We start from the raw sequence: 19,144 nt of genomic DNA, 5'->3' as shown, positions 1-19,144 counted from the left end.
TCCCCGCGGTGGCGTCCCCGGACGCCGGGTCGGCCGCGGCGGCGGTGACCGTGGCCCCGGCCAGGGTGTCCTCCGAGTCGAGCCAGACGTCGGCCAGCCAGGGCAGCACCCCGAGGACCGGCCGGCCGGTGACCCCGGTCACCGTGTCCAGGCCCGGCCGGAGCAGGTCGACGTCGCCGCGGAACTTGTTGATCAGGAATCCGGCCACGTGCCGCTGGTCGGCCGGGTCGAGCAGGCCGACGGTGCCCGCGAGCGCGGCGAGCACCCCGCCCCGGTCGATGTCCCCGACGAGCAGGACCGGCAGATCGGCGGCGCGGGCGAGGCCCATGTTGACGTAGTCGCCCTCCCGCAGGTTCACCTCGGCGGGGCTGCCCGCGCCCTCACAGACGACGACGTCGTACCGGTCCCGCAGCTCGGCCAGCGCGGTCCGCGCCCCCTCGGCGAGCGCCTGCCTGCCCTCGTGGAAGTTCGCCGAGCCCAGCTCGCCCCACGGCCTGCCGCGCAGTACCACGTGACTGCGCCGGTCACTGCCCGGTTTGAGCAGCACGGGGTTCATCGCCGACTCGGGGGTGGCCCCCGCCGCGACCGCCTGCACCCACTGCGCCCGGCCGATCTCCGTGCCGTCCGGGCACACCATCGAGTTGTTCGACATGTTCTGCGCCTTGAACGGCGCCACCCGGAGCCCGCGCCGGGCCAGCAGCCGGCACAGCCCCGCGGTCACCATCGACTTGCCCGCGTCGGACGTCGTCCCCGCGATCAGCACCCCACCTCGCATGACCGACACCGTAGCCCAGGTGGTTTTCCACCCGTCTCGGTGACAGCATGTGTGCATTCCTCTGACATAGAGTGTCCGGTGCCGTCGGCAGGAGGGAAGAGGGCACCGTGCATCGAGGCAGAATCGGACAGCCGGACAGCGTCCGGCGGCAGGACGGCACCGGCGGGCAGCGGGGCGACAGGCGGTGGCACCGCCCCGTGGGACGGCGCCGGAGTCGCCTCGGGCTGGTGGTGGCCCTGCTCGCCGCGATGCTGTCCGCCCCCGTCACCCAGGCGGCGGCCGCGCCGCGGCCGATCGTCGGCGGCGACGACGTCTCCGTCCGCGAGTACCCGTTCGCGGTGTACCTGGTGGACGGCCGGGCGAACCAGTACTGCGGAGGAGCGTTGCTCTCCGCCGACACGGTGCTGACCGCGGCGCACTGCGCGCTCGCGGTCCGCAGGTCCGCCCTGGGGGTGGTCGCGGGGCGCGAGTACATGTCCTCCGTCGACGGTGTGCGCGCCGGTGTGGAGAGCATCTGGGTGGCGCCCGGCTACGACCACCCGCTCAGTGGCGACGACATCGCCGTGCTCACCCTCGACGAGAGGGTGCCCTACCGCACGGCCGACGTGGCGACCACGTCCGAGTACTACCGGGCGGGCACCCGGGCGACCGTGCTCGGCTGGGGCAGGCTGTACGAGAACGGGCCCAAACCGGGCCACCTGCTCGCCGCCGACGTGCCGGTGGTGTCCGACTCCCGGTGCGGGGACATCTTCCGGTCGTTCGACGCGGAGACGATGGTCTGCGCGGGTCACGAGGAGGGCGGCATCGACGCCTGCCAGGGCGACTCGGGAGGCCCGCTGGTGGTGGACGACACGGTGATCGGGATCGTGTCCTGGGGTGACGGCTGTGGGGAGCCGAACCGGCCGGGCGTCTACACCCGGGTGGCCGCGTACGCCGACCAGCTCGGACGGTCTGATAGACCATGACGGGTGAGCGAGACGCCGATTGCCGCCGCGGCGGATGATCCGACGACGCCGGACCCGGGCACGGTGGTGCTGACCTGCCGGTCCGGCCCCGAGCTGACCACGGCCGAGCTGTACGGGATGCTGCGCCTGCGGGTCGACGTGTTCGTGGTCGAGCAGGAGTGCCCGTACCCGGAGCTGGACGGCAGGGACCTCGACGCGACCACCCGGCACATCCGGGCGGTCACCGGCGGGACCCGCAACGGTGAGCCCGGCAACGACGGGGGAGACGTCGGCGGGGCGGACCCGGCCGCGGCGCCCGGTGCCACGGTGGGGTGCCTGCGGGTGCTGCGCGATCCGGACGGCACGGCCCGCATCGGCCGGGTCTGCACCGCCGCCCGCGTGCGTGGCACCGGGCTCGGTGCGCGGCTGATGCGCGCGGCGCTGGACGTCGTGGGGGACACGGAGTGTGTGCTCGACGCCCAGACCTACGCGACGGGTTTCTACGCGCGCTTCGGGTTCCGCGTGGAGGGCGACGAGTTCGACGAGGACGGCATCCCGCACGTCACCATGCGCCGCCCGCGCACCTGACACGGGCGGCGGGGCCGCCGGGGCGGTGCGGCGCGGTCAGCCCCGTGCGTCACCGGGAGCGGTCTGCGTGATCACCTCGACCGCGTGGTCCAGGTCGGACTCGCCGAGGTCGGCCCGGGCGGTCAGCCGCAGACGGGAGATCCCGTCCGGGACCGACGGCGGCCGGAAGCATCCCACGCGCACCCCGCGTTCGGCGCACGCCGCCGACCACGCGACCGCGTCCTCCGGGCCCGGCGCGTGCACGGAGACGACGGCGCCCTCCGGGTCGCTGACCGACAGACCGGCGGCGCCGAGCCGTTCCGCGAGTGTGCGGGCCGTGGTCAGCACCCGCTCGGCCAGCGCGGGTTCGTCCCGGAGCACGCCCAGCGCCGTGTGGGCGGCGGCGGTGTTCGCCGGGGACAGCGCCGTGTCGAAGATGAAGCTGCGGGCGGTGTCCACCAGGTGCCGGATCACCCTGCGCGGGCCGAGGACGGCGCCGCCCTGGGCACCGAGCGACTTCGACAGGGTCACCGTGGTGACCACGTCCGGTTCCCCGGCCAGCCCCGCGGCGTGGACGGCGCCCCGGCCCCCCTCACCGAGCACCCCGAGCCCGTGCGCGTCGTCCACCAGCAGCGCGGCCGAGTGCCTGCGGCAGACGTCGAGCAGGTCGGACAGTGGGGCGAGGTCGCCGTCCACGGAGAACACCGAGTCGGTGACCACGAGGGCGCGCTCCTTCCGGCGGGTGGCCAGCGCGTGCTCCACCGCGGCGGGGTCCCGGTGCGCGACGGCGGCCACGTCGGCACGGGAGAGCCGGCACCCCTCGATGAGCGAGGCGTGGATGTGCCGGTCGCTGACGATCGCGGCCTCCGCACCGGTCAACGCGGTCACCGCGCCCAGATTCGCGGTGAAGCCGGAGGAGAACACCAGGGCGGCCTCGGTGCCGCAGAAGCGGGCGAGGTCCTGCTCCAGTTCGGCGTGCAGCTGGGTCGTCCCGGTGACGAGCCGGGATCCGGTCGCACCCGCGCCCCAGCGCAGGGCGGCGGCGGCCGCGGCACCGGCGACCCGCTTGTCCCGGGCGAGCCCGAGGTAGTCGTTGCCCGCGAGGTCGAGCTGGTCCGGCTCCGCCTGCCGGGCGCCGAGCCTGCGCACCAGTCCCGCCTCGGCCCGCTGCCGGGCCGCACCGTCGAGCCAGTCGAAGACCTCCTCCGGCGGCGTGACCGTGTGGGGGACCGTGCGCGCTGGACCGGGTGTGTTCACACCTGGCAGTCTCGCATCCAGCGCCGAGCAGGGAGGTAGGGGTGAACGGCAGCACGGGCGGAGCCGGGAGCAGGGACACAGGCGGACCGGGGAGCAGGGACACAGGCGGACCGGGGAGCAGGGACACAGGCGGACCGGGGAGCAGGGACACGGGCGGAGCCGGGGAGGCGGGCACACGGTCGTTGGACCCGATGCCGCAGGACTGGCGTCGGGGCCTCGCGGTGGTGGCCCATCCGGACGACATGGAGTACGGCGCGTCGGGTGCCGTGGCGCGGTGGACCGACGAGGGCCGCACCGTGAGCTATCTGCTCGCCAGCAGGGGCGAGGCGGGGATCGACGGAATGAGCCCGGAGGAGGCGGGGCCCCTCCGGGAGCGGGAACAGATCGCGGGGGCGGCCGCCGTCGGCGTGGACCGGGTGGAGTTCCTGGACCACCCGGACGGGGTCATCGAGTACGGCCTGCCCCTGCGCCGCGACCTCGCCGCCGGGATCCGCCGGAACCGGCCGGACCTCGTCGTGCTGATCAACCACCGGGACTCCTGGTCCGGCGGCGGGCTGAACATGGCCGACCACCGCCATGTCGGTCTGGCCGCCCTCGACGCCGTGCGGGACGCGGGCAACCGCTGGGTGTTCCAGGATCTGCTCGCCCAGGGGCTCGAACCGTGGGACGGCGTCCGCTACATCGCCGTGGCCGCCTCCCCGCACGCCACGCACGCCGTCGACATCGGCGACACCCTGGACCGCGCGGTGGCCTCCCTGCTGGAGCACCGCGCCTACCTGGAGGCGCTCGGCCAGTCCGAACAGGACGTGGAGCACTTCCTGCGCACCCACGCCACCAGGGTGGGCCGCCGCTTCAACGGCACCCCGGCCTGCGACTTCGAACTCATCACCCTCTGACCGACACCCCACCCACGGCCCGGCCGCGGTGGTGCCGTGAAGGACTCCCTACCTGCCCCGGGTGCCGTGAAGGACTCCTTCACTGCGTGTGAGGCAGCGAAGGAGTCCTTCACGGCAACCTAGTGCCGGGCCCCGGTGCGGGGGTGGGTCGTGCGGCGGTGGGGTGCGCGGCCGCGCGGCGGCCTGCCGCTGTTGCGGGGGCGGGTGGGGCGGGGTGCCTCGGGCACCGGGACCTCACTGGGGGTGCGTGCGCCGGTGATCTCGGAGAGCTCCCCGGCGCCGGGGCGGACCGCGGTGTAGGTCGGGCGCACGCCCGCCTTCTCGGTCATCCGCCGCACCGTGCGCCGCTGGTCCCGGGTCAGCACCGTGACCACGGTGCCGGACGCCCCGGCCCGTGCCGTCCGGCCCGCGCGGTGCAGATAGTCCTTGTGGTCGGCGGCCGGGTCGACGTGCAGCACCAGGCTCACGTCGTCGACGTGGATGCCGCGGGCGGCCACGTCGGTGGCCACCAGCACGGGCGTCCGGCCCTCCTTGAAGTCCCCGAGGACGCGGTTGCGCTGACCCTGGGTCTTGCCGCCGTGCAGGGCGCCCGCGGCGACACCGCGTGCCCGCAGGCGGGTGGCGAGCCGGTCGACGTGGTGCTTGGTCCGGACGAACAGGATCGTGCGCCCCTCGCGGGCGGCGATCTCGGTGATGACGTCCTGCTTGTCCCGGTTGTCCACCTCGAGCAGGTGGTGCTCCATCGTGTCGACGTTCGTGGTGGTGTCCCCGATGGAGTGCGTGACCGGGTCGGTCAGGTAGGTCCGCACGAGCTGTCCGACCGCCCCGTCGAGGGTCGCCGAGAACAGCAGGCGCTGCCCGTCGCGCGGGGTCAGCTCCAGAAGCTCGCGGACCTGCGGCAGGAAGCCCATGTCCGCCATCTGGTCGGCCTCGTCGAGGGTCACCGTCTCCACGGCGTCGAGCGAGCAGGTGCCCTGCCGCACGTGGTCGGACAACCGGCCCGGGGTGGCGATGAGCAGGTCGACCCCGCGGGACAGCGACTCGGCCTGGCGGGAGAACGACATCCCCCCGACGGCCGTGCGGCACCACAGGCCCAACGACTTGGCGGGCCCGACGAGGCTGTCGGCCACCTGCATGGCCAGTTCGCGCGTCGGGACCAGCACCAGCGCCCGGGGACGCCGGGGTGCGGCCTTGCCGCCGTGCAGCCGGGAGAGCATCGCCAGCCCGAAGGCCAGCGTCTTGCCGGAGCCGGTCTGTGCGCGGCCGAGCACGTCGTGGCCCGCGAGGGCGTCGGGCAGCGTGGCGGCCTGGATGGGGAACGCCTCGGTCATGCCCGCCTGGCGCAGGCAGTGTTGCAGCGGTGCGGGGAGGTCGAAGTCGGAGAACGACGTCGTGTCGGACAGGGAGGTGGTCACTCGAATCCTCTCGAAAGCCCCTGAAGAGCCTCGGACGTGGCACGTCGCAAGGAGGCCCGGATACCGACACGCGGGAGGACCGCGATGCGAACACTGTGGGCGTCACCCAGGACGAACCCGGCGCGGGAACGCGCCCTCGGAAAAAGGGAAAGCACCGCACGCGGCGCGACGGGTCGATCCCGTGGGTGCCCGGTCAGCCTACCGCACGCGCCGGGACCGTCCGGTGCCGCCGGGGGTGACGCCGCCGCGGCGGTGGTCACACGCCCACGGGTCGGGTGACCGGGACAGGGTCACCCGACGACGAGCTCCAGTTCGCGTTCGGCCACCTGTTCGCAGGCGAGTCCCGCGGCCACGGCCGCGTCCCGCACGTCGGAGGGGGTCTCCGGCTCGTCCCGCACCCGGGTGAGGGCGGCGGCCAGGCGGCCCTTGTGCGCCTTGTTGTGGTGGCCGACCGTGGCGCGCCGTCCCCCGGCGTCCTCCGTGCCCGCGGTGACCACCCGCACGGTGATCGCGTCCGGGATCCGCGCCAGGGCCGCGTAGGGGCCGGAGCGCAGGTCCACCACGGGTTCGTCGAGCTCGGCGAGCACGGGCTCCAGCACCGGCCGCCACAGGCCGCGCAACGACCCCGGGCCGGGCAGCGTGGTGGCCCCGGAGAGCCGGTAGGCGGGGATCGGGTCGTCCGCGCGCACCACGCCGAACAGCGCCGAAGCCACGGCGAGGCGCCGGCCCGCCCGGTCCCGGTCGGCCCGGTCCATGCCGTCGACGTCGAGCGCGTCGTACAGCACCCCGGTGTAGCGGCGCAGGGCGGGCATCGTGGGCGCCGAGAACAGTTCCGCGTTGCGGGCGACCTCGCCGGCCTGCCGCTGCGACAGCTTCAGCGCGGCCAGACTGGCCGGCACGTCGGCCGCCAGCTCCACCAGCGCGTCGGCCAGCTTGCGGCGCAGCGGGGTCAGTTCGGGCAGCGACAGGGCGTCCAGGTCCAGCGGGGCCCCGTCACCGCCGTCGGCCTTGGCCTCGGACGGGGGGAGCAGCACGAGCACGGCCGCGAGCCTAACCCGCGTCCCGGCGCCGGTCCGGCGGCGGTGTCCGGCGGCGAAATACCGGTTGCGGCAGCTCGCGCGGCGTTGACTACCCTTCGTCCAACAGCGCTTTTCCCCGCGCGGGTACCCGCCGGGCACCCGCGCCGCCGTGGCGCCCGGCGCCTCCGTCGCCACGCCGCACCACGAGCAGCCGCCACGCCGCAACACGAGCCAAGGAGAACACCGTGATCACCAGGATGTCGTCGCTGTTCCTGCGCACGCTGCGTGAGGATCCGGCCGACGCCGAGGTGCCCAGCCACCGGCTCCTCGTCCGGGCGGGCTACGTGCGCCGGGTCGCCCCCGGCGGGTACTCCTGGCTCCCGCTCGGCCTGCGCGTGCTGCGCAACATCGAGGCGGTGATCCGCGAGGAGATGGACGGCATCGGCGCCCAGGAGATCCAGTTCCCGGCGCTGTTGCCGAAGGAGCCCTACGAGGCCACCGGCCGGTGGACCGAGTACGGCCCGAACGTCTTCCGGGTCGTGGACCGCAAGGGCGCCGACTACCTGCTCGGCCCCACGCACGAGGAGCTGTTCGCGCTCACCGTCAAGGGCGAGTTCAGCTCCTACCGGGACTATCCGGTGATGCTGTACCAGATCCAGACCAAGTACCGGGACGAGGCACGCCCCCGTGCGGGCCTGCTGCGCGGCCGCGAGTTCGTCATGAAGGACTCGTACTCGTTCGACCTCGACGACGAGGGCCTGGCCCGCTCCTACACCCTGCACCGGGACGCCTACCTGCGGATCTTCGAGCGGCTCGGCATCGACTACGCCGTGGTGGCCGCGACCTCCGGGGCGATGGGCGGCTCGGCGTCGGAGGAGTTCCTCGCCCTCGCCGACAGCGGGGAGGACACCTACGTCCGCAGCACCGGCTCCGACTACGCCGCCAACGTCGAGGCCGTGGTCACCCCCGCCCCGCCGGAGCAGTCGGTGGCGGACAAGCCCGCCGCGCAGGTGCACCACACCCCGGACACCCCCACCATCGACACGCTCGTCGACTTCCTGAACAACGCGAACCTCGGCCGCACCGTCACCGCAGCGGACACCCTGAAGAACGTGCTGGTCAAGACCCGGATGCCCGGCGAGGACGAGTGGACCCTGCTCGGCGTCGGCGTCCCGGGCGACCGCGAGGTCGACATGAAGCGGCTGGAGGCCGCGCTCGAACCCGCCGAGGTGGCGCTGCTGGAGGAGGCCGACTTCACCGCGAACCCCTTCCTGGTGAAGGGCTACGTGGGCCCGCAGGCGCTGATCGCGAACGGGGTCCGCTACCTCGTCGACCCGCGCATCGTCCGCGGCACCGCCTGGATCACCGGCGCCGACAAGGTCGACCACCACGTCGTCGACCTGGTCTGCGGGCGGGACTTCACCCCGGACGGCACCGTGGAGGCCGCCGAGGTGCGCGAGGGCGACCCTTCCCCGGACGGGCAGGGCGAGCTGGTCACCGCCCGTGGCATCGAGATCGGGCACATCTTCCAGCTCGGCCGCAAGTACACCGACGCCTTCGAGGTCGACGCGCTCGGCCCCGACTCGAAGCCGGTCCGTATCACGATGGGCTCCTACGGCATCGGCGTCTCCCGTTTGGTGGCGGCCGTGGCCGAACAGCACCACGACGACCTCGGGCTGGTCTGGCCGCGCTCGATCGCCCCGGCCGACGTGCACGTGGTCGTGGCGGGCAAGGACGAGGAGCTGTTCGCCGGCGGTGAGCGCCTCGCCGAGCAGCTGTCCGGGCACGGTGTCCGGGTGCTGCTCGACGACCGCCGGGCCACGCCCGGGGTGAAGTTCGCGGACGCGGAGCTCGTCGGCGTCCCGACGATCGTGGTCGTGGGGCGCGGGCTCGCCAAGGGCGTGGTGGAAGTCAAGGACCGGGCCACCGGCGACCGCGACGAGGTCGCCGTCGACGACGCCGTTTCGCACCTTCTGGAGCTGGTGCGCCGGTAACCTCCCCCGTATGGGGTGGTTCCGTCGGCGACAGCCGGATAATCCGTTCGGGTACGAGGACAGGGCCGCGCTCACCGGGGTCGGCGGTTACGAGCCCGCCGACCCCGGTGACGCGACCCCGCGGCGGTGGCGGACGGAACCGTTCACCGCTCCGGACGCGGGTACGGACGGCACCGGGGGTGCGGGTCCGTCCGGGTCGGGCAGCACGGAGCGGGGCCGACGGCCCGCGTCGTCGGGTGCGCTCTTCGGGTGCGCGGTGCTCGCCCTGGTGCTGATCGGGGTGCCGAGTTACTTCCTGGGCGTGCGCGAATCCGGTGGTGACGACGGCGGCAGGGCGTCCGGGCCCGTCGGGGAGCCGTCCCGCGCGCGTCCCGTCCCGTCCCCGGAGCCGGAGGTGTCGGTGCCCGCCGCGGTGGACGGGTGGCAGCCCGTGGTGGGGGGCGGGGGCACGTACGCCTATGACGTCCCGCCCGGGTGGTCGCCCTCGGCCTCGGTCCTGCACGGATGGGTCGACGAGCCCCGCCTGCCGGACGTCCGGTTGAGCACGAGCGCCTTCCTCGACGAGGGGTACTGCGCACCGGACCCGGACCGCGTCCGGGCGGGCAGCGGGCTGACCGTGGCGGACGATCCCGACCCCGCCCACGCCGCCGACGAACTCGCCGCGGCCGTGGCCCGGCACCTCTACACCCCGGACGGGGGACCGCGGCCGGAAGTGGCGCCGGGGGAGCGCCGATCCACCACGGTGTCGATGAACGGCTACCCGGAGGACGCCGCTCTGCGGGTGGCCGAGGTGACCGTGCGGGGCGACGACCCCTGCCTGCCGGAGACGGCCCTGGTGGGGGCACTGGCGGTCACCCCGGTCGCGGGCGCGGACGGCCCGGGCCGACCGCCCGTGCTGGTGGTCTACGCCGGGCAGGGCACCCGGGCCGACCCCACCCGGGACGACCTCGTCCGCGTCCTCGAATCGCTGCGCTGGGTCGCCGCGGAGGACCGGCACACGGTCACCCCCACCGGGTGAGCACCCGGCCGGTGGGCGACGGGGTGTGCCGGTGCCGGTGCACTTACCCGGGCAGGTGGCTCAGCCGCACCGTCCGGGTGGTGTTGTCGATGTTCGTGTCGACCAGGCAGATCGACTGCCACGTCCCCAGGGCGGGTGACCCGCCCAGCACGGGCACGCTCGCATACGGCGGGAGGAACGCGGGCAGCACGTGATCCCGGCCGTGGCCGCTGCTGCCGTGCCGGTGCCGCCAGCGGTCGTCCCGGGGCAGCAGGTCGTCGAGCGCGGCCAGCAGGTCGTCGTCGCTGCCCGCGCCGGTCTCCAGGATCGCCAGCCCGGCCGTCGCGTGCGGCACCCAGACGTGCAGCAGCCCGTCACCCGCGTCGGTGGTGGACAGGAACCGCCGGATCTCCCCGGTGAGGTCGTGGACCACGGCGCGGCCGCCGGTGGACACCTCGATTTCCGTGGTGTGCATACCGACGACCGTAGCGGGTCCGTCCGGGCACGGCCGAGGTCGTGCGCTGGCACGGAGCACCGGGAGTGAATACCGTGACGGGCAGAGCAGGTCCAATCGCCGCACCGCGCCGAGGAGGACGCCCGTGGCCGAGACCCAGCCGGCGCCCGCGACGGAAACACCGCCGCGGGTCGGGGTGGTCGCCGAGAGCCGGGACGGGGAACGCCGGGTCGCGTTGGTCCCACGGGCCGTCGAGCGGCTCACCCGGCGTGGCCTGCGGGTGGTGTGTGAGCGGGGCGCGGGCGCGGGCGCGTGGTTCACCGACGAGGCCTACACCGACGCCGGCGCGGAGATCGGGGACGCCCGGGGCTGCGACGTCGTGCTCACGGTGGCACCCCCCACCCCCGACGAGGTCGGCAGACTCCGCCCGGGGACGGTGCTGATCGGGTTCCTCGCACCGTGGTCCGACACGGGCACGCTCGCGGCACTGGAGGAGGCCGGGGTACGGGCGTTCGCGGTCGAGGCGGTGCCGCGGATCTCCCGGGCGCAGTCGATGGACGCGCTCTCCTCTCAGGCGGGCGTCGCCGGCTACCGGGCGGTGCTGCGGGCCGCCGACCTGCTTCCCCGGTTCTTCCCCATGCTGACCACGGCGGCGGGCACGGTCCCGCCGGCCTCGGTGCTGGTGCTCGGGGCCGGGGTCGCGGGGTTGCAGGCACTGGCGACGGCCAAGCGGCTGGGCGCGGCCACGACCGGCTACGACGTGCGTCCCGAGGTGTCCGAGCAGGTGGCCTCCGTCGGGGCGCGGTGGCTCGACCTGGGGGTCGAGGCGGCGGGGGAGGGCGGCTACGCCCGGGAGTTGTCCGACGACGAACGTGCCACCCAGCAGCAGCGGCTGACCGAGGCGATCACCGGGTTCGACGTGGTCGTCACCACCGCCCTGGTGCCCGGACGCCGGGCGCCGGTGCTGGTGACCGCCGAGGCCGTGCGGGGGATGCGACCCGGCAGCGTGGTGGTGGACCTGGCGGGGGAGACCGGCGGCAACTGCGAGCTGACCCGGCCGGGGGCCGACGTCGTCGTGCACGACGTCACCGTCTCCGCCCCGCGCAACCTGCCCGCCGAGCTGCCGGTGCACGCCAGCGAGCTCTACGCGCGCAATCTCGTCGACCTGCTCGACCTGATGCTGGACGCCGACGAGCGTCTCGCGCCCGACCTGTCCGACGAGATCCTCGCGGCGACGTGCGTCGCGGGGGCGGACACCCTCCCCGGCGGCAGCAGCGGTGCGGGCGGTACGACCGGCACGCCCGGCACCAACGGCACGTCCGACACGACCGACACGACCGACAGGGAGGCCGAGTGATGCTGCTGCAGAACCTCGCGATCCTCGTGCTCGCCGGTTTCCTCGGCTTCGTCGTGTTGTCGAAGGTGCCGAACACCCTGCACACGCCCCTGATGTCGGGCACGAACGCGATCCACGGCATCGTGCTGCTCGGTGCGCTGATCGTGCTCGGGCTGGGCACCGAGGGGGTGTTCAACCGGATCCTGCTCGTGCTGGCGATCGCCTTCGGCACGATCAACGTGGTCGGCGGTTTCCTCGTCACCGACCGGATGCTGGGCATGTTCAAACGCGGGTCCGGCCGGGGCGGACCGGAGGGCGGACCGGACCGCGAGGGGCCCGGCCGGGACGGACGGGAGGGGCCCCGGACATGACGTCGGTCGTCGCGGTGGGCTACATCATCGCCTTCTCGCTGTTCGTCCTCGGCCTGATGGGGCTGACCGGCCCGCGGACGGCGGTGCGCGGCAACCGGCTGGCGGCGGCGGGCATGGCGGTCGCCGTCGTCTCGACACTGTTGCTGCCCGGTATGGGGGACTGGTGGCTCATCGCGCTGGGCCTCGTGCTCGGCACGGTGGTGGGTGTTCCCGCGGCCCGCCGCGTCCGGATGACCGCGATGCCGCAGATGGTGGCGCTGTTCAACGGTGTCGGCGGTGGCGCCGTCGCCCTGATCGCCTGGGCGGAGTTCCGGGACACGGCCGGGTACGTGGTCGAACCCCTGCACGTCGCCGTCGCCTCGCTGTTCGCCGCGCTCGTCGGGTCGATCTCGTTCTGGGGATCGTTGGTGGCGTTCGGCAAGCTCCAGGAGTTGATCTCCCCGCGCCCGCTCGGGCTCGGCGCGGTCCACCGGCCCGTGACGGCGCTGGCGCTGGCCGCCGCGCTCGCCTACGTCGTGGTGGTGGCCGCGGGCGGCACGTCCGGCTGGCTCATCGTGGGTGTGCTGGTGGCGTCCGCGTTCTTCGGTGTGCTGCTGGTCCTGCCGATCGGCGGGGCCGACATGCCCGTGGTGATCTCCCTGCTCAACGCGGCGACGGGCCTGTCGGCCGCCGCGATGGGGCTCGCGCTCGACAACACCGCGCTGATCGTGGCGGGCATGCTCGTCGGCGCCTCCGGTTCGATCCTGACCAACCTCATGGCCAGGGCGATGAACCGCTTCGTGACGTCGATCCTGCTGGGCGGGCTCGGTGGGGCAGGAGCGGGGACAGCGGCCGTGGGCGCCGGCGCCGCGGGCGGGACCGGCACCGTGCGCAGCACCGACGCGGCCGACGTCGCGATCCAGCTCGCCTACGCCGGCCGGGTGGCCGTGGTGCCGGGCTACGGCATGGCGGTCGCCCAGGCGCAACACGCCGTGCGGGAGATGGCGGACCTGCTGCGCTCCTCGGGCACCGAGGTGTTCTACGCGGTGCATCCGGTGGCGGGCCGGATGCCGGGACACATGAATGTCCTGCTCGCCGAGGCGGACGTGCCCTACGACGCGCTCAAGGACCTGGAGGAGAGCAACTCCCTGCTCGCCCGGACCGACGTCGCCCTGGTGATCGGCGCCAACGACGTCACCAACCCGGCGGCCCGCACCGACCCCGATTCGCCCATCTACGGGATGCCGATTCTGGCGGTGGACGCCTGCCGGTCGGTCATCGTGCTGAAACGCTCGATGGGCTCCGGCTTCGCGGGGGTGGACAACGCACTGTTCGTCGACCCCCGCACCAGCCTGCTCTTCGGCGACGCGAAGGAATCGGTGGGCGCCGTCGTGGAGGAACTCAAGGCCCTGTGACGCGGGGGACGGTGGCGGTGCCACGGGGGCGGCGGTGCCCACGGGCGGCGGCGCTAGGGCGCGGCCGAGAACATCACCTGCGGCACGGCGATCGCCTCCCGCCGGACGGCGGACTGCTGCTCCGTTCCCGTGTCGGACCGTTCCCCCCGCCCGTCGGTCCGCGGCACCCCGGCGTCCCGACGCTGGCCGGGCACCGACCCGGCGGCCACCGGAGCGGGCTCCGCGGCGGCGTCGTTCCCGCGCGCGACCGACCGCCGCGCCCGCGGCCCGTCCCGCCGACCGACCCTGCGGGGAGGGAGTTTGCGTCCCCCGGTGCGCCTGCCGCGGTCGAGGTAGCGTTCCAGGACGGTGCGCAGGGCCTCCGCGTTGTCGGCGGTGAGGTCGATGTCGTACTCGACACCGTCGAGGGCGAACCGGACGGTCTCGGCCGCGAGCTCGCCGGTGATGTCGTCGACCGTGCGGACCGCCGTACTCCTGGCCACCGTGACCTCCGAATCCTTGCCGACCACGTGCGGCGACAGGATAGGACGTCCGAACCCGTCGCCGCTCCGGGGTCGCGCCCACGCCCGGCGGGCACGCCGCCCCGTGGACCGCCAACTCCCTCAACATCGGCCTGGAGGACAACACATGAACAACAAGGGGACCGGGGGTGTGGTGCCGGATCTGCGGCGGGTGGGATGCCCTGGTGCCGTGGCACGGGTGGAGGCCGAGCTGGGGGTGCGGCTGGACACCTCGCGGGCGGTGGTGAAACGTCGGACGTGGGGGGCGCCGTCGGAGGCGGGGACGTGGGTGCGGCTTCAACTGTGGCCGGCTGGTGATCCCGCGGTGGAGCGGGTGCCTGGTGTGGTGGCTGCGTCCGCGTTGGCGGGCGTTCCCCGGCCCGGGTGGTATCGCGGTGTGCGCTGGGAGGCCGAGGGGCTGGTGTGGCGGGCCGATGAACTCGAGCTGGTCACCGAGCGCGCGGTGATCCCGGCCGGGACGCTGCGCAGTGACCCTGGATTGTCCGACCGGTGGTGGAATGGCCTGGTTCGGGCGTTGCACGGGGTGGCGACCACGGCGGTGTCGTTGCCGCAGCAGAAGGTTGATCAGCAGGGGTTCACCGACCGGATCACCGCCGTGTTCGGCGGCGGGGCGGACACCACGGTGAGCTCCTGGGGCGGGCTCCACGGCGATATGGGTTTCGCCAACCTCACGGCTCCGGAACTGGTCCTGTTGGATTGGGAGGATTTCGGGGCCGGACCCGTGGGCGTGGACCACGCCCGGCTGTGGGCTGATTCCCTGGCCGCGCCCGACGTGGCGCAGCGGTGCCTGGTCGAGTTCGCCCCCTACCTGCACAGCAGGCAGGGGCTGCTGTGCAGGGCCTACAGTTTGGTCCCACTGTTGGCGCTTCCGGACGGTGAGCCACTGCGGGCACCGGCCGAACACGCCGCCGACGAGGTTTCCGCCGCGCTGCGCCGCTCCAGCAGCGTCCGATAGGACGTCACCACCTGGGTGTTGACGGCGAGGTCGGGGGCGGTGAGCAGTTCGGCGAGGTGGGAAGGTGTGCTGGCCCCGACGGCGATCCGTTCCACTCGGTCCGGTACGGCGAGCGCCAGGCGCAACGCGGCTTGCCACCGGGTGCACTCCTGTCCTGGGGTGAGAAACCGGCGTGGGTCGACCTCGCGCCAGACGGGATCTTGGGTGTCGCCGCCGAACGGGCTCATCCCCCACAGTCTGGCTTGGCAGTGCGCCGCGAGGTGTTCGGCCGCGGTGAGGACCCGTGCGGGCGCCAGTAGCCCCGAGCGGGCCATGATCAGCCCCGGTCTGGGCCAGTCACCGCGGGTTGCGGCGACTGCGGGGAGAATCTGTTCCGGGTTCCAGGTGGCGATGCCCCAGCTGTGGCACCATCCCCGTTCCACCGCGTGGGTGAGGATCTCTGCGGCCCGGGTGAGTCGCTCGGCGGCGGATTGCAACGGGAGGCCGGTCAGGCTGCGTTCGGGGTTGTGCAGCCACAACACCGCCGGCGGCTGGTGCAGGCTCCGCCCTGCGGTCGCGGCGGCGGTGCGGAGCTGCTGCGGGGCCAGGCTGTGCATGCTCGTACCGGTTGCGGTGTTGTGGTGGTAGCCGATCTTCGTGCACACCGCGAAACGATCAAGAAGGTTCCCGGCGGTGTGGACGAGTTGCCGGTGGGCGGTGCCGCGTTGGTAGTGCGGCGCGGTGTCCACCGTGGTCACGCCGAACGTGAGTGCTGCGCGCAGCAGCTCGGGGGTTAGTCGAGTGCGGTGTAGGCCGAGCACAAGGCCGGGGTGGCTTCCGTGCACAGTCCCTCCTCCAAGAGGACGGCGCCGAGTGTGTGGGCGTCCACGCCGGTGGTGGTGACGGCGTCGGCGAGATCGACAGGGCGGCCGGACAGCAGCAGCCGTACGCACTGGGCCGCAGCGGGGGCGAAGCGCAGATGCCGACCTGCCGCGGTCACGGTCACGGCCTCGCTGGTTTCAACGATCTCCGGGGCGAACGGCGTGGTGCACACCAGCTTCTCCGGTGCGCCGAACGCGCCACCGGTCACGCTGCGCCGGGGGCGGACATCGGTCTGCCGTCGGTGGACGAGGTAGTCCGTGGGGCTGTTCTCACCGGCCAGCTCGGCGAGTGCCGCGGTGAGTGCCGCGTGGTCGGTGCCGGGCCCGAGGTCGTGGCGGAATCGTTCGTCGTCGCGGGCCAGGTCGCCCAGCCAGGAGATCCAGTCGATGCCGGTGTGCGGCGTCATGCCGAACGTGAGGTGCAGTGAGAGCCGGTCGTCGTCGTGGTCGGTGCGGGTGGCGCTGTGCCACCAGCCGCGCGGAATGCTGATGACCTCGCCGGCCCGCAGCGCACCGGACCACACGACTTCATCAGGGGGTTCGGTGTTGGGGCCGGTGTCCCGGTACAAGGGTGCCAGCCGCGACGGGCCGCGCACTTCCCACTGTTTGGAGCCGGCGATCTGCACGATCACGGTCGGGTGGTCATCCCAGTGCAGGTCGAACCCGGCGGTGTTTCCGGTGGTCAGGTAGGTGTTGACCTGCACGGGCATGTCGCACCACCACTTCAACGCCCGGCATGCTGTTTCCAGCGTCGGGTCGAGGTGGTTGAGGGCGTCGACGATGACCTGTGCCCCGTCCCCCAGCAGAACACCCAGTTTCTCGGTGTCCGCGATGGGCACCGACTGGCCTCGGCGGCTGGTGCGGCTGGTCAGATAGCTCCGGGTGTGCACGTCGACGCCGTCCTGCAACACGCGGATCTGCGGAAAGTCCACTGACCGCCACGACAGCAGGTCCAGCAGCCGATGCGGGGTGAGCAGCCGAGGGGCCACCTCGGGATTCGGCAGGGCGCCTCGAGCGAAGGTTCGGCCTAGTTCGGCGGGGTGGTCCCAGACCAGTGCCTGCTCGAGATCGCGAACGAAACGAAGATGCACGAGAACCCTCCACACGAAAAGAAGCGGTAAGTGGGCGGTGACAGGGTGCGGGCTCGAGACTGGAAAACGGCGACCGATCCAAGAGCCCGCACCCTGACTGGGAGGCAGTGGCTCAGGCCGGATCCCTGGTCTCGCCGGAATCGTTGCCGTCCGAGGCCATCGCCATTCGGTCGCGGTTCTGCGCCTGGTGCAACCGCTCCACGCTCAACAGCAGGTCGTCCTCCATCGCTGATCACCTCCTTCGTCCTTCTCCGTGATGCCCGACTGATGGCGGGTTCCAGGTAACCGCACGTCGGGTGGTGCCGGAACCTGCTGTGCCGACTGCGCACTTCAGTTGCCGATCAGGAATCTCGGCTTGCTCTGCACCCAGGGTCGCTACGTTGAGCCGTAATCGGTTACTGGAGGTGCACATGCAGCAGGCGGACAGCGGAAAACTGATCAGGCAGGCCCGACGGGCAAAAGGCTGGACTCAACACGAGCTGGGGCAACGCCTCGGCTATACCAAGACGCGGGTGTCAAGGGCAGAAACCGGGGCACAACCGATCCGAGACGTCGCTGTTCTGCGTCAGCTCGCTGAGGTCCTCGGCGTGGCACCATCGATGTTCGGACTGGATGACCGACCGCCTACCGTTGGTTCCAACCTGCACAACCGCAACTCGGAGGATCCGGTGGACCGTCGTGCATTCCTCGGCGCGGCCAGCGCGTTCGGTGTCGCGGCCGCGTTCACCCGACCTGCTGCGGCTGACGAGCCGGACCCAGCAGCTCTGCTGGAAAGACGGCTTTCCACCTGCCTGTTCGTCAGCACCGGCACCAATACCGCACCGATGCCGACGGCCGACTTGCGGGCACGACTCGAACGGGCGCAAGCCGGATACAACGCGTGCCGCTACGTGTGGCTCTCCGACGAACTCCCGCGGCTGATCTCCACTGCTGAGGCGAGCATGGCCGCCACACCGACGGCAGAAACCGCCGCGCTGACCTCAACGAGCTACCAGCTCGCCGCGCACGCCCTGGCGAAACTGCTGGTCTCCGGGTTGCAGCCGATGGCAGCCGACCGTGCCGTCCACCGGGCGCAACAGGCCGACGATCCTCTGGTGCTCGCACAGGCCCGGCGGGTGTTGTCCACCGCGGCACGCCGCATAGGTGACTACGAGCAGGCCGAACGCGTCGGTATCCGCGCGATCGAGGATCTTCCGCTCACCCGACAGGATCTTCCGGCCACATGGCGGCACGCGGTCGAGCTGTGGTGCGTGGCGGGATACGCAGCAGCCATCCGAGGTGACCGGGACCGCTCGGTGGAGTGCTACCGGGAAGCAGCCACCGTGGCCACCCAGGTCAGCGACCACCACCAGCTACAGCAGGCGCGCGACTACGCCCTGGCGCACCAGATCAGCAGCGCCTACAAGTTGGGTGATTCCGCCACCGCGCTGGAGGCGGCCCGCCAAGTTCGCCTCGACGCGCTGCCCACGACCGAACGCAAGGGCCGCTACCTGGTCGACCTCGCGATGGTGTGGCAGCAGCACGGCCACGACGATCGGGCTCACCGAGCTCTCCTGCTCGCTGAGCACCACGCTCCCGGCGAAGTCCACACACGCAGCTCGGCGCGACGGCTGATCAGCTCACTGGCCGCCTCGCCCCAGCGCGGTGGCATGCCCGAACTGGGGGGACTTGCCCGGCGCGCGCACGTCATCCTGTAGGAACGCCCCCAGTCGCTCGCACAACAGTCAGCTACCGCCCTGGCGGGCACGCTCCGTCGTCAGCCGAGCGGGGCGGACAGGGCCGCCTCGGCCGCGCGAACCTGGGCCGGGTCGTCGGCGTCCGCCGCGCCGTCGAGCGCGTCGGTCAGGACCAGTCGTACCGTCCGGTCCTTGCGGGCCGTGTCGAAGGTGGCGTGTGCGAACTCGGGTTCCGCGCCCCGCCACCGGCCGGTCTGGGTGCCGATGTCGACGAGCATGCCGCTGCCCGGGGCCGTCGCCAGCTCGTGGAAGTCCGCGGCCACGGCGTCGTCCCGGAGGGTCACGGTGGCCACGGACACCGCGACCCCGCGCTCGCCCACGACCGTCTCGTAGCTGCCCCGGTGCAGGCGGGTGCAGCCGTGCTCGCGCAGGAAGTCCCGGAGATCGCCCACCGCCCGCGGATCCCGGCAGTCGTCCCGCTGTTCGGTGGCCACGGCGTCGAACCGCAGCCCGTCCACCGGGAGTTCCGCGGAGGAGTGCGCGGGTCCGCCCGGCGTCCCCTCCGGTCCCGCGGCGGGGGCCTCGCCGTCCCGCCCCGCCGTGGCCGCGACCCAGACGGTGG

18 protein-coding genes and 1 pseudogene are annotated in these 19,144 nt (G+C 73.0%); 10 read left to right on the top strand and 9 right to left on the bottom strand.

Annotated features, from left to right (window positions below; genetic code table 11):
• Positions 1 to 775, bottom strand: a 775-nt coding sequence (locus tag SACPADRAFT_RS28590; protein ID WP_007024149.1) for a cobyric acid synthase, incomplete at its 3' end; no start/stop codon positions are given.
• Between the two features lie 107 nt (positions 776 to 882).
• Here SACPADRAFT_RS28590 and SACPADRAFT_RS0218200 point away from each other — a divergent pair.
• Entirely contained in the window at positions 883 to 1,740 is an 858-nt protein-coding gene (locus SACPADRAFT_RS0218200) for a S1 family peptidase (protein WP_007024148.1), read from the top strand.
• Between the two features lie 117 nt (positions 1,741 to 1,857).
• Positions 1,858 to 2,307 (top strand): GNAT family N-acetyltransferase, encoded by a 450-nt coding sequence (locus SACPADRAFT_RS0218195; protein ID WP_157577219.1) that lies wholly within the window; start codon positions 1,858 to 1,860, stop codon positions 2,305 to 2,307.
• A gap of 36 nt (positions 2,308 to 2,343) precedes the next feature.
• Here the strand turns inward: SACPADRAFT_RS0218195 and SACPADRAFT_RS0218190 are convergent, their stop codons facing one another.
• Entirely contained in the window at positions 2,344 to 3,543 is a 1,200-nt protein-coding gene (locus SACPADRAFT_RS0218190; protein WP_007024146.1) for an 8-amino-7-oxononanoate synthase, read from the bottom strand.
• Positions 3,544 to 3,734: 191 nt separating this feature from the next.
• Between SACPADRAFT_RS0218190 and SACPADRAFT_RS0218185 the strand changes: the two genes are divergently transcribed.
• Entirely contained in the window at positions 3,735 to 4,439 is a 705-nt protein-coding gene (locus SACPADRAFT_RS0218185; protein WP_040924570.1) for a PIG-L deacetylase family protein, read from the top strand.
• Positions 4,440 to 4,558: 119 nt separating this feature from the next.
• On the opposite strand, the gene SACPADRAFT_RS28585 is transcribed toward SACPADRAFT_RS0218185, so the two are convergent.
• Together SACPADRAFT_RS28585 and yaaA are read right to left on the bottom strand one after the other, a co-directional pair.
• Positions 4,559 to 5,854, bottom strand: coding sequence for a DEAD/DEAH box helicase (locus SACPADRAFT_RS28585; protein WP_007024144.1), 1,296 nt, complete (start codon positions 5,852 to 5,854; stop codon positions 4,559 to 4,561).
• Positions 5,855 to 6,144: 290 nt separating this feature from the next.
• Complete coding sequence (yaaA, locus tag SACPADRAFT_RS0218175) at positions 6,145 to 6,894, bottom strand: peroxide stress protein YaaA (RefSeq protein ID WP_028662559.1); 750 nt, start codon at positions 6,892 to 6,894, stop codon at positions 6,145 to 6,147.
• 224 nt (positions 6,895 to 7,118) lie between these two features.
• Between yaaA and SACPADRAFT_RS0218170 the strand changes: the two genes are divergently transcribed.
• Together SACPADRAFT_RS0218170 and SACPADRAFT_RS0218165 are read left to right on the top strand one after the other, a co-directional pair.
• Positions 7,119 to 8,867, top strand: a complete 1,749-nt coding sequence (locus tag SACPADRAFT_RS0218170) for a proline--tRNA ligase (RefSeq protein ID WP_007024142.1) — start codon at positions 7,119 to 7,121, stop codon at positions 8,865 to 8,867.
• A gap of 10 nt (positions 8,868 to 8,877) precedes the next feature.
• Positions 8,878 to 9,885 (top strand): DUF8017 domain-containing protein, encoded by a 1,008-nt coding sequence (locus SACPADRAFT_RS0218165; RefSeq protein WP_007024141.1) that lies wholly within the window; start codon positions 8,878 to 8,880, stop codon positions 9,883 to 9,885.
• Between the two features lie 43 nt (positions 9,886 to 9,928).
• On the opposite strand, the gene SACPADRAFT_RS0218160 is transcribed toward SACPADRAFT_RS0218165, so the two are convergent.
• Complete coding sequence (locus tag SACPADRAFT_RS0218160) at positions 9,929 to 10,339, bottom strand: secondary thiamine-phosphate synthase enzyme YjbQ (protein WP_007024140.1); 411 nt, start codon at positions 10,337 to 10,339, stop codon at positions 9,929 to 9,931.
• A 124-nt stretch (positions 10,340 to 10,463) separates the two neighbouring features.
• Here SACPADRAFT_RS0218160 and SACPADRAFT_RS0218155 point away from each other — a divergent pair, with 124 nt between their 5' ends.
• Genes SACPADRAFT_RS0218155 through SACPADRAFT_RS0218145 form a run of 3 tightly spaced genes read left to right on the top strand, consistent with a single transcriptional unit; the run spans position 10,464 to position 13,419 of the window.
• Positions 10,464 to 11,675, top strand: coding sequence for an NAD(P)(+) transhydrogenase (Re/Si-specific) subunit alpha (locus tag SACPADRAFT_RS0218155; protein ID WP_007024139.1), 1,212 nt, complete (start codon positions 10,464 to 10,466; stop codon positions 11,673 to 11,675).
• Positions 11,675 to 12,025 carry an NAD(P) transhydrogenase subunit alpha part 2 gene (locus SACPADRAFT_RS28580; protein WP_007024138.1) on the top strand — a complete coding sequence of 117 codons (351 nt, stop codon included), beginning with the start codon at positions 11,675 to 11,677 and terminating at the stop codon, positions 12,023 to 12,025. Before SACPADRAFT_RS0218155 ends, SACPADRAFT_RS28580 begins: the two co-directional genes overlap by 1 nt.
• On the top strand, positions 12,022 to 13,419 hold the full coding sequence (locus SACPADRAFT_RS0218145; protein ID WP_007024137.1) for an NAD(P)(+) transhydrogenase (Re/Si-specific) subunit beta: 1,398 nt from the start codon (positions 12,022 to 12,024) through the stop codon (positions 13,417 to 13,419). Before SACPADRAFT_RS28580 ends, SACPADRAFT_RS0218145 begins: the two co-directional genes overlap by 4 nt.
• A gap of 53 nt (positions 13,420 to 13,472) precedes the next feature.
• On the opposite strand, the gene SACPADRAFT_RS30040 is transcribed toward SACPADRAFT_RS0218145, so the two are convergent.
• A complete protein-coding gene (locus SACPADRAFT_RS30040; RefSeq protein ID WP_007024136.1) occupies positions 13,473 to 13,901 on the bottom strand; it encodes an Lsr2 dimerization domain-containing protein in 429 nt (142 codons plus the stop codon).
• A 145-nt stretch (positions 13,902 to 14,046) separates the two neighbouring features.
• Between SACPADRAFT_RS30040 and SACPADRAFT_RS31665 the strand changes: the two genes are divergently transcribed.
• Positions 14,047 to 14,895 carry a hypothetical protein gene (locus SACPADRAFT_RS31665; RefSeq protein WP_007024135.1) on the top strand — a complete coding sequence of 283 codons (849 nt, stop codon included), beginning with the start codon at positions 14,047 to 14,049 and terminating at the stop codon, positions 14,893 to 14,895.
• Here the strand turns inward: SACPADRAFT_RS31665 and SACPADRAFT_RS30795 are convergent.
• Together SACPADRAFT_RS30795 and SACPADRAFT_RS0218125 are read right to left on the bottom strand one after the other, a co-directional pair.
• Positions 14,781 to 15,695 (bottom strand): aldo/keto reductase, encoded by a 915-nt coding sequence (locus tag SACPADRAFT_RS30795; protein WP_267880017.1) that lies wholly within the window; start codon positions 15,693 to 15,695, stop codon positions 14,781 to 14,783. The genes SACPADRAFT_RS31665 and SACPADRAFT_RS30795 overlap by 115 nt on opposite strands.
• Positions 15,668 to 16,744 (bottom strand): JmjC domain-containing protein, encoded by a 1,077-nt coding sequence (locus SACPADRAFT_RS0218125; protein WP_084258502.1) that lies wholly within the window; start codon positions 16,742 to 16,744, stop codon positions 15,668 to 15,670. Before SACPADRAFT_RS0218125 ends, SACPADRAFT_RS30795 begins: the two co-directional genes overlap by 28 nt.
• Positions 16,745 to 17,256: 512 nt before the next feature.
• On the opposite strand from SACPADRAFT_RS0218125, the gene SACPADRAFT_RS0218115 reads away from it, so the two are divergent.
• Entirely contained in the window at positions 17,257 to 18,543 is a 1,287-nt protein-coding gene (locus SACPADRAFT_RS0218115; RefSeq protein WP_084258499.1) for a helix-turn-helix domain-containing protein, read from the top strand.
• 59 nt (positions 18,544 to 18,602) lie between these two features.
• On the opposite strand, the pseudogene SACPADRAFT_RS30030 reads toward SACPADRAFT_RS0218115, so the two are convergent.
• Positions 18,603 to 19,144, bottom strand: a pseudogene (locus tag SACPADRAFT_RS30030) (hypothetical protein); the annotation flags it as partial.

This window comes from Saccharomonospora iraqiensis subsp. paurometabolica YIM 90007 (genome assembly GCF_000231035.2).
GTDB lineage: Bacteria > Actinomycetota > Actinomycetes > Mycobacteriales > Pseudonocardiaceae > Saccharomonospora > Saccharomonospora paurometabolica.
The sequence above is the reverse complement of the archived record's forward strand: the minus strand, read 5'-3'. Positions and strand labels throughout refer to the sequence as shown.

Bases quoted from the DNA above. Each gene is read 5' to 3' on its own strand.
- SACPADRAFT_RS0218145 (WP_007024137.1), top strand. From the start codon at position 12,022: ATGACGTCGGTCGTCGCGGTGGGCTACATCATCGCCTTCTCGCTGTTC.
- SACPADRAFT_RS0218115 (WP_084258499.1), top strand. From the start codon at position 17,257: ATGCAGCAGGCGGACAGCGGAAAACTGATCAGGCAGGCCCGACGGGCA.
- SACPADRAFT_RS0218165 (WP_007024141.1), top strand. From the start codon at position 8,878: ATGGGGTGGTTCCGTCGGCGACAGCCGGATAATCCGTTCGGGTACGAG.
- SACPADRAFT_RS0218195 (WP_157577219.1), top strand. From the start codon at position 1,858: ATGCTGCGCCTGCGGGTCGACGTGTTCGTGGTCGAGCAGGAGTGCCCG.
- SACPADRAFT_RS0218160 (WP_007024140.1), bottom strand. From the start codon at position 10,339: ATGCACACCACGGAAATCGAGGTGTCCACCGGCGGCCGCGCCGTGGTC.
- SACPADRAFT_RS0218185 (WP_040924570.1), top strand. From the start codon at position 3,735: ATGCCGCAGGACTGGCGTCGGGGCCTCGCGGTGGTGGCCCATCCGGAC.
- SACPADRAFT_RS28580 (WP_007024138.1), top strand. From the start codon at position 11,675: ATGCTGCTGCAGAACCTCGCGATCCTCGTGCTCGCCGGTTTCCTCGGC.
- SACPADRAFT_RS31665 (WP_007024135.1), top strand. From the start codon at position 14,047: ATGAACAACAAGGGGACCGGGGGTGTGGTGCCGGATCTGCGGCGGGTG.